Source organism: Thermonema lapsum, from assembly GCF_011761635.1.
Classification (GTDB): Bacteria; Bacteroidota; Bacteroidia; order Cytophagales; family Thermonemataceae; genus Thermonema; species Thermonema lapsum.
Window position 1 is genome coordinate 44,624 of record NZ_JAASRN010000006.1, and the last position, 14,661, is coordinate 59,284.

Here is a 14,661-nt window from a genome sequence, read left to right on the forward strand (position 1 = left end):
TTTTTAATTCATAAATTTTTATTTAAATTTTCAATGTTCATCATAAATAGATTTTATGAACTACACCTTACATCAATTGCGCATTTTTCTGGAAGTAGTAGAAAGAGGCAGCATCACGGCTGCCGCCGAAGCTTTGCACTTGACTCAGCCGGCAGTATCGGTGCAGCTCAAAAATCTGCAGCAGCAATTTCAGTTGCCTTTGTACGAGGTGGTACAACGCCGCATACAAATCACGGACTTTGGAAAAGAGATAGCCGCTTTAGCAAGAGAGATGCTTTCCATGAGCGAGCAGATAGCCCAAAAACAAGCGCTCTACATGGGTTTAATAGAGGGTAATTTGCGCTTATCGGCGGTGCACACAGGACAATACATAGTGCCTTTTCTCATACGGGGTTTTAACCGTTGCTATCCGCAAGTGCAAATAAAACTATGGATAAAGGACAAGGAGCAAGTAGTGAAAGACCTTAGCCAAAACTGTATAGACTTTGCTTTGCTCACCTTGCCGCCGTCATCCATGCAGCTCAACAGCCTGCCTTTCATGCCCAACTACTTGGTGCCCGTCATTGGGCAACAATCGCGCTGGCAAAAGCTGCGCTTCGAAGACATCGTGCCCCAAGCCCCCGCCCTATTGCGTGAAGAAGGCTCGGGCACCCGTCAGATGACCGACGCTTATTTGAAAAAGAAAAGCATTGCCATCAAGCATTTTACCGATTTCAACTCTTCGGATGCTATCAAACAAGCCATCATTGCCGACATGGGTTGGGCTATTTTACCGCTGGTGAGTTTACGCAACGAATTGTTGCTCGGGCAGATACAGCTCATAGAAACGCCCGACTTTCCACTACGCACCGAGTGGCAATTTGTATGGCACAAAGAAAAACGACTGTTACCGGTAGCACAAGCTTTCCTTCGCTATGTAGAAAGCATTCAAAATCAGTTTTTCGATGAGCATTTTGCTTGGATGCGCCCTTTTTTAAAAGGATGACACCAAGCTATAGTAAAGTGGCAAGCCCACAGTGATATTGACAGGAAAGGTTACGCCCAGTGCCATGGGCAAAAACAAACCGGGATTGGCTTGTGGCACGGCAATACGCATGGCTGCCGGCACGGCAATATAAGAGGCACTGGCTGCCAACACGCTTACCAAAAAGCGGTCCGAAACCACATCGGTGAAGTAAGCACTGATATAGGCAAACAAAATACCGTTGAGCAAAGGCATCAACAAGGCAAAGAAGAAGTTAAACCATCCATAGGTAAAAAAAGCCCGCAGGTTTTTGCCCGTAGAAATGCCCATGTCGAGCAGGAAAATAGCCAAAAAGCCCTGAAAGATGTCTTGGGTAAAGGGGCGAATGCCTGCGGCTTGCTTCTCGGAGGCAAGCAGCCCAATGATAAGGCTCCCCAAAACCATCAATACGCTGCCATTAGTAAGCGCGTGCTGCACCGCTACACGCTTTTTTACCCTTTGGCTGCTGTCGCTAAAAAAATTGATGAGTAACAAGCCCACAACAATGGCGGGCGCTTCCATCATAGCCATGGTGGCTACCATATAGCCGTGCAGCTGCTGTTGCATGCTTTCCAAAAAGAGGGTGGCTGTCACAAAAGTAACAGCACTTACCGAGCCGTAAGAAGCCGCTACTGCACCGGCATCATAAGGGTTTAAGCGACGGCGTAAAATAAAAAACGAATAAAGCGGAATGATAATCGCCGAAACAAGCCCCAGCCCCATAACCCCCAATACATCCCAAGAAAAATGTTCGTGAGCAAGTTCTTGCCCTCCACGAAAACCAATGGCAAACAGCAGATACAAAGAAATAAACTTGGAAGAATTGTTGGGGATTTGCAGGTCGCTTTTGAGCTGAGTAGCCAATATCCCCAAGAGAAAAAATAGAAGGGCGGGGTTGGTAAAGTTGCTAAGAATCAAATCCGGATTCATGATAAAAAATTATTTGTCTTGACCAATGGGCAAAGCTATAAAATTTGCAGCACATTACACGGTTGCTTCACCACAGAGGACATCTATGAGCACAATGGCAAACACTCACGCCTCCGCGCCCTGCTTCATTTCCCTTCTGTTTTGTCCCCTTTCACGCTGGACATCCTGCTTGTCCTTTCGAGCACAAGCGAGCAATCTCTTTGCTTTTTATGGCTTGCTTTGGTTGAGGGCTCTCATTTGCTCCGCTCGTTCGAGATAACGAATTGCGTGAGAGAGAAATGACATGCCGAGTGATAAACAACGGGTACTAAAAAAACAAACGTTGGGCTCATTTTTTCACCACCATCACCCGTGTGCTGTTTTTTGTTTCAAAAATTTGAAAAGGGCAAAGCTCGTTGTATCTTTTTTAGCAAAAAAGACACACATGGAAAACTTCCTTTTTCAGGTCAATGCTTTTACTGGGCGCCCCTTTGCAGGCAACCCGGCAGCAGTATGCCTTACTGCTGCCCCCCTTGCCACTGAATTGATGCAGGCAATTGCTGCCGAGATGAACCTTTCCGAAACTGCTTTTATGCATCCTTTAGCCAAAGGCAGTTATGCCCTACGTTGGTTTACGCCCACCACCGAAGTAGCCCTGTGCGGGCATGCCACACTTGCCGCAGCACACGTTTTGTTCAGCGAAGGCAAGACAAAGGAAAAGCAACTTTTTTTTGAAACACAAAGTGGTTTGTTGTGTGTTTCAAAAGAAGCGGAGCGCTACCACATGCTTTTTCCGGCTCTGCCCTGCCAAAGCATAGACATACCCGAAGGATTGGGGCAGGCGCTCAACAGCCCAGTAAAAGCCTGCTTTCGCAGCACCTTCGACTTAGTAGTAGAACTGGACAACGAAGCAGCGGTGCGCGCCTGTGTGCCCAACTTCCACTTGCTTGCCACTTATCCTTACCGAGGCATTATCATTACGGCAGCAGCGCAACCTCCTTTCGACTTTGTGTCGCGTTTTTTTGGTCCCAACTGCGGAGTGAACGAAGACCCGGTTACGGGCTCGGCACACTGCGCCTTGGCTCCCTTGTGGGCGCAACGCCTACAAAAAACATCTCTACGTGCCTTCCAAGCTTCGAAGCGTGGGGGCATCGTAGAGATGGAACTGCTCGACAAGCAGGTAATACTCAAAGGGGAAGCCGTCACCATATGGAGCGGACGCCTGCAAGCGCAACTGCTGTCCTCTTAACTCAGCAGGCTTTGCAGTTTCATTGCCACGCTCATGTCGCCCTGTACTTTTATTTTTCCCGACATGAAGGCGCTCATGGGGTTCAGCTCTCCTCGCAGCAGTGCCTGCATGTCTTCGGGGTTGATGAGTATGGTGCAGGCAGCTTCGCGGTCTTCTTCACTCACCACATTAGTGCCCGATGAGCCGTCGATGAACAGTTTTTTGGAACCGAAGTCAAACTTCAAACTGGTGCCCAAAGAACCTTGGGCGGCACGCTGCCGTATGGCTTGCATCACTTCCTCTACTACTGCTGCCGATGCGGCAACTTCTTGGGCTGTTTGCGGGCGCGGTCTTTCGTATTTCTTGTCGTCGATGAGCATTTTGGCAAGAATCTCACGCATGATTTCCGAGCTGCCCCCTCCTATGGTCAGTATGCGCACATCGCGATAAACCCGCGCTACTTTGTAGTCTTCGATATAACCGTATCCGCCAAACATCTGCAGGCACTCGTAAGCAGCTTTGTTTGCCAATTCGGTGGCTTGCAGCTTGGCAATAGAGCACTCTTTCACCGCATATTTGCCTTCATTTTGCAGACGGCTACAGTAATACACATACTGTTTGATGACCTCGGTCTCGGCATGCAGCTGTGCCATGCGATGACGCAACACCTGAAATTTGTTGATAGGACGCCCAAAAGCCTGCCGTTCGCTCATGTATTTGAGGGTGTAATCGATGAGGGCTTCGGTGCCCGCCACTGCTCCAATAGCTCCCACCAGGCGCTCTAACTGCAAGCCGTCCATCAGATAGAAAAAGCCCTTGCCTTCTTCACCTATGAGGTTGCCGACAGGCACCTTCACGTCTTCAAAAAAGAGCTCGGCAGTGTCGGAAGCATGCCAGCCCAGTTTGTTGAGTTTGTTTTTAGAGATACCGGGGCTGTCGAGGTCCACCACTATCAAGGAAAAGCCATGAACGCCCGCTTCGGGATTGGTCTTTACCACCAACACGACGTAGTCGCCATAAAAACCATTGGAAATAAAGGTCTTTTGCCCATTGATGATGTAGTGGTCGCCTTGACGCACGGCACGGGTTTGTATATTTGCCACATCAGAACCGGCACCGGGTTCGGTAATGCCTATAGCAGAAATCATCTCGCCCTTAATGACCGGCACTAAATACTTTTGTTTGAGTGCCTCCGAACCGAATTTATACACATAGGTAGAAGACATGTACTGTGTGACTGTGGGGATAACGCCAAAGCCGCCAGAAAAGAGTTTAGAAATCTCTTCGCAAAAGACCACGCTGTAGAAGAAATCCAAGCCAGCACCTCCGTATTGTTCGGGATAGTGCAGACCTAAAAATCCCTGTTCGCCAAATTTTTTCCATATTTCTTTGGGTACTCTCTGTTGTGCCTCCCACTCGTCTATGTAAGGCAGCACTTCTTTTTCCAAAAACTGTTTCAGAGCATCACGAAACAGCTCGTGTTCTTCGGTAAAATAATATTCTTTCATTGCGTTTTTTGTTTTTATTTCACAACCATATAACCGTTTCTTCTTTCATGAGCCATTCCTCATAATAGTCGCCATAACGAGCATCTATTTGAGGGCGGCGTATTTTCAGTGTGGGCGTCAACAGGCTGTTTTCTACGCTCCACGTTTCGGAAGTAAGCACTGCCTTCGCCAGCTTCTGATAGGTAGGCAGAGGGTTGTTGATGCGCTGGAGCAGTTCCACAATAGCAGCCTCTACTATCTTGGGGTCTTCTTTTTGCCCCATTTCCGAAAGCGATATAAGCACCAGAGGTTGCATTTGTCCTAAGCCCACTACACACACCTGTTCGGCATAGGGTAACTTGCCAAATTGCTCTTCATAAGGACCCGGATAAATGAACATACCTTTGGCAGTTTTGAAAGCATCGCTCAGGCGTCCGGTGATTTTCAAGAAACCTTCTTCGTCTATTTCGCCGCAATCGCCGGTGTGCAGCCACCCTCCACGCAATACCTCTGCCGTTTTTTCGGGGTCTTTGAAATAGCCTTCCATGAGCCATTCGGCACGCATGAGTATTTCGCTGCTGTCGGGGTCTATTTTCAGTTCTACGTCGGTAAGAGGCTTGCCCACAGTGCCCGCTTTGTTGCGGTTGCGCGGCATAATACAGCAGCCAGCACAGTTTTCGGTCATACCATACACATCGCGCACGAAAACGCCCAAATCCATAAACCACTGTTTCACGGCGTCGGGGGTTTGGGCGGCACCTGTCAAAGCAAGTTCTACCTTTGCAAGCCCCAGTTTTTTGCGTATAATTTTTTTGAGTAAGCTGCCTATCAGTGGCAGGCGGGTAAGGGTATTGTATTTCTTTTCGCCAAAGCGCTCCAGAATGCCCAAGCGAAATTTCTGCCAGATGCGCGGCACGCCAAAGAAAAGTGTGGGTTGAGTGTCTTGCAGGTTTTGCAGAAAAGTATCTATGGATTCAGCAAAAGAGATGGTGCCACCTAAATACAGACAAGACATTTCTATAGCCATACGCTCGGCAATATGATTGAGCGGCAGATAAGAGAAGAAACGCCCTTCGCTCAGACTAAACAGCCCTATATCGTTGTGGCGCAGTTCGCTTTCGAGAAAAAGCGCCGGCGAGCGAAACTTCAGCATCACGCCCTTGGGGGTGCCCGTCGTGCCCGATGTAAAGAGAATGGTCCACAGGTCGTCGCGGGTAGGCTCATACACCTCTTGCAGAGGTTCATGGCGGCGCAACAACTCATCCCACGCTTCGCCGTCTTCTACTTTCGAATTGCCCGGATAGTGCGGGAAGTGTATGATTTGGATATGTTTGGGCACGGCTTCGCGCACTTTCTGCCAATAGCCGTCGTCGAGCTTGCCCACAAAAAGGTGGGTTACTTCGCTTTTTTCGAGCACGATACGCAGGTCGTGTGCCGCCAGGTTGGCATAAAAAGGCACCGATACCGCCCCGCTCATCATAATGGCAAGGTCTGAGAGTATCCAGTGATAGCAATTTTTCGACAGAATGCCCACCAAGCTGCCCTTTTCTACGCCCATGGCTTTGAGGGCAGCCGCTATGCGCCGAGCTTCGTCGCCGGCTTGTGCCCAAGTGATGGTTTTCCATTCCTTGCCGAAGGGCTGCCGCATAAAGACGGCATGGGGTTTTTCTTTCTCCCACTTCAGGAAGTAATGCAATTGAGTGGGCAGGGTCTGTACGTCAGGGGTTTTGAGGGTTGTTGCCATGGCTTTTCCTTGTTTTAGTTGAGTTTAAACATATCGCCTCGTAAGCGCTGCCCCCCGTCTATGTAGATGGTTTCACCGGTAATGTAGGCAGCCATGGGGGTAAGCAGGAAAGCGGTCAGGTAAGCCACCTCTTCGGTGGTACCCAAGCGCTTGAGAGGTATAGTTTCGGCAATGCCTTGTTTGATGCTTTCGGGGTACTGCTCCAGTCCGGTCGATTGTATGATACCGGGTGCCACGGCATTGACACGGATGCCATAACGGCTCCATTCTACTGCCAGCGTTTTGGTCATATTGTCCACACCGGCACGTGCCGCGCCTGTGTGCATCATGCCGGGAAAACCACGGTAGATATTGGCAATGATGTTGACGATGCTGCCGCTTTTTTGCGGAATGAAAAAGCGGTTTGCCATGGTGTAGGTCATATTCCATGTGCCATTGAGGTTGTTATTCACCACGGCATGGAATCCCTTAGGGGTGATTTGTTCGGCAGGGGCAGGGAATTGCCCGCCGGCATTGTTCACAAGAAAATCGAGACGTTTATAGCGCTGGGCAATGAAGTCAGCCAAAGCTTCCACTTGTTCGGGCTCGCGTATGTCGCAAACACAGTAACACACTTCTCCAAAGGGGGCAAGGCTTTCAGCAGCTGCCCGCAGCTTTTCTTCTTTTCTTCCGCTGATGCATACGGTCGCGCCCATGTTTAGAAGTTGTTTGGCTATGGCATAGCCTATACCACTGCCTCCGCCGGTTACTACAGCTATTCTTTCTTTCAGTAAGTCGCTGCTAAACATAAATTTACAAATTTTTCACAGATAAATTCAACATCTGCCTTGCCTCGGCTACTGTAGCCGGTTCGCGCCCCAGCGTACGCACTAAGCGGGCGGCAGCTTCTACCAGCTCGCCGTTCGATTTTGCCATAGCACCCTCGGGCAAATAGAAGTTGTCTTCTAAGCCTACACGTATGTGTCCACCTATGGTAATGGCGGCAGCTGCTAGTGCCCACTGCTTGCGCCCGATGCCAATGACCTGCCAATGTGAGCCGGGCGGTACGCTGCGTGCCTGATGCAAAAGGTTTTCGGTGGTAGCAGGAATACCTCCAAGCACCCCCATCACAAAACTGAAGACATAGGGCGGCTTCAAAATGCCCATGTCTATGAAAGGCATGGCATTGTTGATGTGCCCGCAGTCAAAGACCTCCATTTCGGGCAGGGTGCCCGCTTCGTTCATGCGCTCCAAGAAGAAGCGTATATCTTTGAATGGGTTTTGAAAAACAAAGTCGTGATAAAACTGCTTGGTTTTGGGCGAATAGATGGCATAGTTCATAGAGCCCATATTCAAGGCTGCCATATCGGGTTTCAGTGCCGAAATGTGGTGGATGCGTTCTTCTTTCGAAATACCGATGGCACCTGTAGAGAAGTTGATGATAACATCGGGGCAGCGCTTGCGCACTTCTTCGTAAATGCGACGATAGGTTTCTATGTCGTAGGCGGGGGCGCCGTTGTCTTGGCGGGCGTGTATGTGCAAGACCGACGCACCGGCTTCGACGGCACGTCTGCCCTCTTCGGCTATTTCTTCGGGGGTGTAAGGAATGTAGGGGCATTGGTCGCGTGTTGCCAGCACCCCGGTGAGAGCTGCAGTAATGACTACTTTTTTGTCAGATGCCATAAGTATTGCGTTTTTGGTAAGTTTATTCTCCTATCCATTGAGGTTTTCGCTTTTCGCTGAATGCACGGATGCCTTCCTGTGCATCTTTGGTTTGCAGCAGCTGCATGAGCTTGTGGTTCAAGGCTTCATGAGAGAGCTGCTCCAAATGATGATAAGCGTCGATGCCTGCCTGCATAGCCAAGGGGGCACCTTCGCGCAGCTGTTCCACCAGTTGCCGCATCGTAGGTTCCACTTCTGCGGCTTGCGCCACCAGATGGGTTACCAAACCATAAGGCAACAGTGCTTCGGCAGGGCGCGCTTCGCCCAACAAACACCAGTTAAGCGCCTGTCGCGCAGGCATAAAGCCGGCAAGGGCTTTCATTACCTGCAAAGGGAAAAGCCCGCGCTTCACCTCGGGCAATGAAAAGTGCACTTGACGGTGAGCTACTACAAAAGTGCTTGCCGTCACCAGCAGCATGCCACCGGCAAGCACATTGCCCGTGATGCCCGTAATCAGGGGTTTGGTGAATTGCTCGAAGAGCTCATGCACCACCAAAGGACGCTGGGCAGGCGGCACCGTCGAATGGTGTTCTATGCCTCCCATCATCGCTTTGAGGTCGGCACCGGCACAAAAAACCGGTCCCCGAGCCGTCAGCATCACAAAGCGCAGCCGGCGGTTGTTTTGGGCATAAGCCAAAGCATAAGCCAACTCGTTCAACATGACCGGATTCAGGGCATTGTGCCGTTCGGCATGGTTTAGGGTCAGCCATAGGCAGTCGGCTTCTTCACGGCACTCAATAAAGTGCCAACGAAAGCGCTGCAGGGCGTCCTCGGCTATTTCGGAAAAATAGGTATTCATGACTCTTTTGCTTTTCCTTCGGTTTGTTCTTGTTTTAGGGGCTCTATCTGAATCAGGCAGGTGCCTGCTTCTATGTTGGCTCCTTCTTCCACGTATATCTCCTTCACAATGCCCTCTTCCAAAGCATGCATTTGGTTTTCCATTTTCATGGAAACGAACACCAAGAGAGGTTGCCCTTTCTTCACGTGGTCGCCTGCTTTCACCAGCAGACGCGTAACCTGTCCCGGCATTTCTGCCTGATAACTGCCTTCGGGAAGTTCGGTCTTTAATTCGGGGAAACGGGGCAATAAAAAGGCTTCGATGCTGCCCTGCATGGCTTGCCATACTACATAGCGATGCTCCACAGCGTCGGTTTCTATGATGGTGAGGGCAAAACGCTGCCCTTCCCATTCGAAAACAATTTCTCTGGGCAGAAGCTGCAGCAGGCGGGCGTGTCCTTCCCATCCTTCGCCTTTGCAGCAGAAAAGCCCTTCGGCAAGGGGGCTACATTCTACCGTGATGATTTGGTTGCCTAACTTCCAGCCGTAGGGCAAAGTAGCTTGGGGCACATTGCGCCAATTAGGCACAAGCGAAGGTAGCAGCCCTCGTCCTTGCACAGCAAAGCTTACACGATGCAGCGTCAAGCCCACTGCCCACGTTCTTAGCAAAGCGAGGGGTGGCGTCTCTCCTGCTTTCGTGAGTGTCTGCTTTCTTTCCAAAAAGTGGGTATCGTATTCGCCCCGCACAAAATCAGGGTCGAGGCAAAGCGCTTTCAGAAAAGCTAAATTGTGGCGTATGCCCAAACAAAGGATTTGCTCCAGTGCATAATGCAGCCGCTGCAGCGCTTGCCTGCGGTCGGCAGCGTGCACAATGACTTTGGCAATCATAGAGTCGTAGTAGGGCGATATATCGCAGCCGCTTTCAATGCCGCTGTCTATGCGTAGATAAGGCAGCTGAGGCACTTGCCAGTAATGGATGGTGCCTGTAGAAGGGCGAAAATCTTGTGCCGGGTCTTCGGCACACAAGCGGGCTTCGATGGCGTAGCCCTGCTGGCGCAGCTCTTCCTGACGGTAGGGGAAAGGCTCGCCCGCGGCAATGCGTATCTGCCATTCCACCAAATCCAAGCCAGTGATGGCTTCGGTTACGGGGTGCTCTACTTGCAGGCGGGTATTGACCTCCAGAAAATAAAATTCGCCTTTGCCTACATAGATAAACTCTACGGTGCCTGCATTGTCGTAATTGAGGGCATGTGCTGCCCTTAGAGCAGCTGCCCCCATTGCCTGCCGTTCTTCTTCGCTTAAAACAGGTGAGGGCGACTCCTCTATGATTTTTTGATAACGCCGCTGAATGCTGCACTCCCGCTCGAAAAGATGTACGATGTGCCCATGTCGGTCACCTAAAATCTGAAATTCAATATGGCGAGCTGCCTCGAAATAGCGTTCAAGCAGCAATTCGTCATCACCGAAGGCATGAAGTGCCTCGCGCTTTGCTGCCGCAAAAGCAGCTTCGAAGTCTTCGGGTGAGCGTACGATACGCATGCCCTTGCCACCACCACCTGCCACTGCCTTCAGCAATACAGGGTAGCCTATGGAAGCGGCTGCTTGTTTCATCTCTTCACAAGAAGCACCGACTTTGCGAAAACCGGGCACCGTAGGCACGCCCTGTGCTTCCATCAGGGCTTTAGCTTTGGCTTTTGAGCCCATTTGTTCGATAGCATCGGCATTCGGACCAATGAAAAGCAGGGGTGCCCCGCCAGCTTCCACCCGTTGTTGCGACAGCCGTGCTACCGTACGGGCAAAGTCCGCATTTTCCGACAAGAAACCATAGCCGGGATGAATAGCATCAACTCCCGCCTTCAAAGCGATGTTTACTATTTTTTCTATGTTCAGATAACTTTCCGAGGGGGTGTTGCCTCCCAACGCATAGGCTTCGTCGGCTTCTGCCACAAAAGGCATGTAGCGGTCGGCGTCGCTATAAACAGCCACAGTAGCAATGCCCATCTTGCGGCAGCTGCGCTGAATACGACGGGCTATCTCACCACGGTTTGCTATCAATATTTTGCGTATGTCGTGTATCATGATGTTGGATAGTTACATGCGGAACACACCATAAGTGTTGGAAGGTCGAATGGGGGCATTGTTTACTACCGACAAACAAATACCCAAATAATCGCGCGTGAGGCGTGGGTCTATGACGCCATCGTCCCACACTTGGGCGGTGCTGTACCATGCATTCGAGGTCTTTTCTATCTCCTGCATCAAATGTTGGCGCAGCATGGCGGCTTGTTGTTCGTCGAAAGGGATGCCCGCTTTAGCTGCCGACTGCCTTTGTACGATTTCCATTACGCCGGCAAGTTGGTCGGGTCCCATCACTGCAATGCGACTGTTGGGATAACTGAACAAGAAGCGTGGACGGTAGGCACGCCCCGCCATGGCATAGTTTCCGGCTCCGTACGACGCCCCTACCATCAGCGTGATGTGGGGCACCTCACTGTTCGATACGGCATTGATGAGCTTGGCACCGTGCTTGATGATGCCTTCCTGCTCATACTGCTTACCTACCATAAAGCCAGTGATGTTTTGCAAGAAAAGAATGGGCTTTTCTTGGCGGTTGCACAGTTCAATGAAATGCGCTCCTTTGTTGGCAGAGTCAGAGAAAAGCACGCCATTGTTGGCAATGATGCCTACCGGGTAGCCGTGTATTTCAGCCCAGGCAGTAACCAACGTACGCCCCCACAAAGGTTTGAATTCCAAAAAACGCGAATCATCGACAATGCGGGCTATCAGTTCGCGTATATCGAAGGGGTGCTTGGGGTCAGGTGGCACTATCTGCACAATTTCATCGGCAGCATAGCGAGGCGGTAAAGGCGTATGCTTGGGGGTAAAGTGTGTGCGCGGCGGGCGCAACTGCCCTACAATTTCACGTGCCAAACGGATAGCATCCAGCTCATTATCGGCGAGGAAATCGGCAACGCCCGACTGTGTGGCATGCATTTCAGCCCCCCCTAAACTCTCTTCATCCACCACCTCACCGGTTGCCATCTTCACCAAAGGCGGACCAGCCAAAAATACCTTTGCACGTTCGCGAACAAAGATGGTATAATCGCTCATGCCGGGCACGTAAGCCCCTCCTGCAGTGGCATTGCCCATCACTACCGAAATGGTAGGGATGCCCATCTTTGAACGTTGGGTAATTTCCCGAAAAATTGCCCCGCCATAATTGAATATTTTGGCTTGTTCGGGCAAGTTGGCACCCCCCGACTCCACAAAATTAATGACCGGCAGCTCATTTTCTCGGGCAATCTCGTTGAGGCGTAAGCTCTTTTGTAGGGTAGGCAGGTCAATGGCACCGCCCTTCTCAGTTCCTACGTTGGAAATCACCATCACCCAACGCCCACACACACAACCGATGCCCCCCACCGTAGTGCCACCCGGTGAAGAGCTTTTGCCACCTAAACCAGCAAGCGGCAAAAGCTCTAAGAAAGGCGAACCTTCATCTAAAACATACTCGATGCGCTCGCGCGCCAACAACTTCCCTTGCTTTCGTGCCTTCTGTATGTGTTTCTCTTCGCCTTGAAAAAGACAAGAATTGTAGTGCTTTTGCAACTCATCGAGCAGTTGTTGCATTTGGGCAGCCTGCTGCCGGCTACTTTCATTGGGCTGCCAACGGCTTTTAAATACGGGCATTCTCATAGAGCATTGTTTTGAATGAGTTTTTCTATTTTAGCTTTGCCTTTTTCAGTGGCATAGGGCAAAAGCAAGTGCCACATGCGCAAGCGGGCTTCCTGCCAGTTATCGGCTTGGCGACGAATTGCCTGCTGCATAGGAAAGAAAAAGAGCACCATCCAGAGCGTATGTGCCAAGCTATTGTAGCCTTCGGGGCGGGCTTGCAAATTGCCGGCTCCTACGGCGTAATCCAGCATGCCTTTCAGATAAGCGATGTGGGCTTCTATGTGTGCACGCAAAGCGGCAGCTACTTCCTCACTTTCTTGGGCTATGTCGAGGGTGTTCAAATAAAAAAAGCGGAAACGGTAGCTAAGCTCCAAGATAGCTTGCGTCTTCTCATGAGCATGCTCGAAGGTGGGCAACTGCAAAACCGCCGATAAGAGTTTTTGGCGTTCACTTTCCAGCTGCTCATAAAGGGCTTGCAAAATGCTTTCTTTCGATTTGAAATGATACGCCAAATTGCCGGGACTGATGCCGGCAGCCTCGGCAATGTCTTTCATGTTCACCTGTGCGAATCCACGCCGGTTAAACTGCTCCAATGCCGCCTCCAATATTTTTTTCTTGGTATTTACTTTTGACAAAAGCATAAGCGAAATAGAAATACAATTCTAATTTTACAAATAATAATATGCTTTTATTTCAAAAAATCAAAAATTAGTGCAACTTTTTTTTGTTTTTTTCACAAAGAACAAGCAGAAACGCATTCAGTAAGTCCCTTTTGATAGGGGTGCACACTGGGACAGTTCATTTTTTATCGCTTTGAGCTGCTTTGTCTAAAAAGCCCTATCTGTTAAAATAGACAACTATGAAAAGGGATTGGAGTAAATACAACAAGGAGCTAATAAAAAGAGGAGAGGTACTAATAGACCCTGAAGGATTTGGTATAGAGGCAGAGACAGAGCAGATCAGAAAAACAGGAAGACCACCACTATACACAGACAAGCTAATACTCCTGCTCCTCTTCATAAAGTTTGCCCTGAGACTACCATACAGACAAACTCTCTTTTCAGTGTTTAAGCGATGGTTTGGGGAGCACGTAGTTAGTAGTTAGTAGGAAGTTTGAGAACATCAGGAAGGAGATAGTGTTTAAAGTGGGAATAATTAACATGTTTTTGATAGTAGGAGAGGTATGAAAGTGAAGGGTGGTTATGCGAAAAGCTGTAGGGTTGGGTCAGGCTGGGTAGGGTATGGGCTTGTTTTTGGACAAAGCACGAGTTTTTTTATAAATTGTGAATTTAGGTTAAGAAACAGTTGTTTAAAAACCATAAAAGGAATAGTCCAATATGGATAAGATGACTTTTGATTATTTAAAAAACCTTATCAAGAGATCTAAGTTTCTAACCCTAATTTTAAAATCAGCTTATTTTGAAATCAAAGGGTTTCAAACAAAAATAAGAGTGAAGCAAATTTTGAAGAAAGAAAATGAAATAAAAATTGATGTTGGTGGAGGCGATTTCAAAAGAGATGGTTGGTTTACTTTAGACCTTAATTATAAATCTGATCTCGTATGGGATTTAAGAAATGGGCTTCCGTTTCCTGATAATTCTTTAGATTATATTTATACTTCCCATACATTAGAACATTTTTATTTTAAAGAGATAATTTTCTTGCTTAAGGAATTTTATAGAGTTTTGAAACCAGCAAAAGGAATTTTAAGAATTGCTGTTCCAAATGCTCGAATTTATATAAACGCTTATTATGAAAATAAAGAATTACCTAGCCATTTTTTGGGATATAAACCTGCTTTTAACAATACAACAAAGATTGATTACATAAACTATATAGCATACATGGATGGGCATCATAAATATCTATTCGATGAAGAAAATTTGAAATATTTAGTTGAATATGTTGGATTTAAGAATGTAAAAATTGTAGAATTTGATGGATCTGTTGATTTATTCGAAAGAAAACATGAGAGTATTTACTGTGTTGGTTATAAAATAAAAACAAATTAATCATTCCCTTTTTGGGAATTAGTAACCAAATACAGATAAATTTCCATTCCTTTTTGCGATAAATAAGGCAATGGTTATTCTCAACATCTCTTCACTTTTTGAATAACATCTCGTTTTCCTCCTCAACC

The 14,661-nt window shown here is 48.7% G+C and carries 12 protein-coding genes and 1 pseudogene; 4 read left to right on the plus strand and 9 right to left on the minus strand.

Annotation, left to right across the window (positions count from 1 at the left end):
* The first annotated feature begins 55 nt into the window (after window positions 1-55).
* Complete coding sequence (locus tag FHS56_RS11170; protein ID WP_166920850.1) at window positions 56-985, plus strand: LysR family transcriptional regulator; 930 nt, start codon at window positions 56-58, stop codon at window positions 983-985.
* On the opposite strand, the gene FHS56_RS11175 is transcribed toward FHS56_RS11170, so the two are convergent.
* Complete coding sequence (locus FHS56_RS11175; RefSeq protein ID WP_166920852.1) at window positions 974-1,933, minus strand: sodium-dependent bicarbonate transport family permease; 960 nt, start codon at window positions 1,931-1,933, stop codon at window positions 974-976. The two genes, FHS56_RS11170 and FHS56_RS11175, sit on opposite strands and share 12 nt — an antisense overlap.
* Before the next feature lie 424 nt (window positions 1,934-2,357).
* Between FHS56_RS11175 and FHS56_RS11180 the strand changes: the two genes are divergently transcribed.
* On the plus strand, window positions 2,358-3,161 hold the full coding sequence (locus FHS56_RS11180; protein ID WP_166920854.1) for a PhzF family phenazine biosynthesis protein: 804 nt from the start codon (window positions 2,358-2,360) through the stop codon (window positions 3,159-3,161).
* On the opposite strand, the gene FHS56_RS11185 is transcribed toward FHS56_RS11180, so the two are convergent.
* From FHS56_RS11185 to FHS56_RS11220, 8 genes are read right to left on the minus strand one after another with little or no spacing between them, the layout of a single operon-like run.
* The gene (locus tag FHS56_RS11185) at window positions 3,158-4,648 is read right to left on the minus strand and encodes an acyl-CoA dehydrogenase family protein (protein ID WP_166920856.1); all 1,491 of its coding nucleotides are present in this window, start codon (window positions 4,646-4,648) and stop codon (window positions 3,158-3,160) included. The two genes, FHS56_RS11180 and FHS56_RS11185, sit on opposite strands and share 4 nt — an antisense overlap.
* Window positions 4,649-4,667: 19 nt before the next feature.
* Window positions 4,668-6,371, minus strand: coding sequence for an AMP-binding protein (locus tag FHS56_RS11190; protein ID WP_166920858.1), 1,704 nt, complete (start codon window positions 6,369-6,371; stop codon window positions 4,668-4,670).
* A 14-nt stretch (window positions 6,372-6,385) separates the two neighbouring features.
* Window positions 6,386-7,159 (minus strand): SDR family oxidoreductase, encoded by a 774-nt coding sequence (locus FHS56_RS11195; protein WP_166920860.1) that lies wholly within the window; start codon window positions 7,157-7,159, stop codon window positions 6,386-6,388.
* A 4-nt stretch (window positions 7,160-7,163) separates the two neighbouring features.
* Complete coding sequence (locus FHS56_RS11200; protein WP_166920862.1) at window positions 7,164-8,033, minus strand: BKACE family enzyme; 870 nt, start codon at window positions 8,031-8,033, stop codon at window positions 7,164-7,166.
* Between the two features lie 22 nt (window positions 8,034-8,055).
* Window positions 8,056-8,871 (minus strand): enoyl-CoA hydratase-related protein, encoded by an 816-nt coding sequence (locus FHS56_RS11205; protein ID WP_166920864.1) that lies wholly within the window; start codon window positions 8,869-8,871, stop codon window positions 8,056-8,058.
* Window positions 8,868-10,928 carry an acetyl/propionyl/methylcrotonyl-CoA carboxylase subunit alpha gene (locus FHS56_RS11210; protein ID WP_166920867.1) on the minus strand — a complete coding sequence of 687 codons (2,061 nt, stop codon included), beginning with the start codon at window positions 10,926-10,928 and terminating at the stop codon, window positions 8,868-8,870. Before FHS56_RS11210 ends, FHS56_RS11205 begins: the two co-directional genes overlap by 4 nt.
* Window positions 10,929-10,940: 12 nt before the next feature.
* Window positions 10,941-12,542: an acyl-CoA carboxylase subunit beta gene (locus tag FHS56_RS11215; RefSeq protein WP_243844217.1), complete on the minus strand. Its 1,602-nt coding sequence runs from the start codon at window positions 12,540-12,542 to the stop codon at window positions 10,941-10,943.
* The gene (locus FHS56_RS11220; protein WP_166920869.1) at window positions 12,539-13,162 is read right to left on the minus strand and encodes a TetR/AcrR family transcriptional regulator; all 624 of its coding nucleotides are present in this window, start codon (window positions 13,160-13,162) and stop codon (window positions 12,539-12,541) included. Before FHS56_RS11220 ends, FHS56_RS11215 begins: the two co-directional genes overlap by 4 nt.
* A 218-nt stretch (window positions 13,163-13,380) precedes the next feature.
* Between FHS56_RS11220 and FHS56_RS11225 the strand changes: the two are divergent.
* Together FHS56_RS11225 and FHS56_RS11230 are read left to right on the plus strand one after the other, a co-directional pair.
* Window positions 13,381-13,575: pseudogene (locus FHS56_RS11225) on the plus strand (IS5-like element ISHysp1 family transposase); the annotation flags it as partial.
* 283 nt (window positions 13,576-13,858) lie between these two features.
* Window positions 13,859-14,533, plus strand: coding sequence for a class I SAM-dependent methyltransferase (locus FHS56_RS11230; protein WP_166920871.1), 675 nt, complete (start codon window positions 13,859-13,861; stop codon window positions 14,531-14,533).
* Window positions 14,534-14,661: the final 128 nt, after the last annotated feature.